This window comes from Gilvimarinus sp. 1_MG-2023, assembly GCF_030548285.1.
Map to the genome: position 1 here is coordinate 1 of NZ_JAUOSC010000112.1, position 479 is coordinate 479.

Here is a 479-nt window from a genome sequence, read left to right on the forward strand (position 1 = left end):
GTGTTTGTCCATGGCCAGCTCGGCAACAATGCGGGAGAACACCCCGAAACGTTCGCCATTGTCCCACCAGTCCCGGCCATCATCGGCCAGGTAAGGATTCCCTGGACGGTCGAACAGTTCAGGAATATCGACAATCCATAGCGGAACATCGATGCCTTTGCAGCAGGCCTCTTTGATGATCACGGAGTGACTGTAAAAACTGGTGTGAATCTGGAATGCGGCAATTTTGCGAACCTGGGTCAGCTTTTCCCATACCGCGAGGTAACCCGGCAGTACAACACGTACCTGGTTGTCGAGACGGGAGTAAGCATTCGGCAAACCTCCCGATACATCCGCCAGACCGCCGGTCTTGATCACCGGATGAATTTCAGAGGTGGCAAACAATATATTCATGAAGGATGAGGACCCTTGTAATCCTGGTATGTCAGTACCACTGCGCCAAGTGGTGGTAATGTCACCAGCGCGGAACAGGGTTGACC

The 479-nt window shown here is 53.2% G+C and carries 1 protein-coding gene; it reads right to left on the reverse strand.

Annotation, left to right across the window (positions count from 1 at the left end):
* On the reverse strand, window positions 1-393 hold a 393-nt coding region (locus Q4563_RS15945), incomplete at its 3' end, for a glycogen/starch synthase (protein ID WP_303605167.1).
* Window positions 394-479 lie beyond the last annotated feature (86 nt).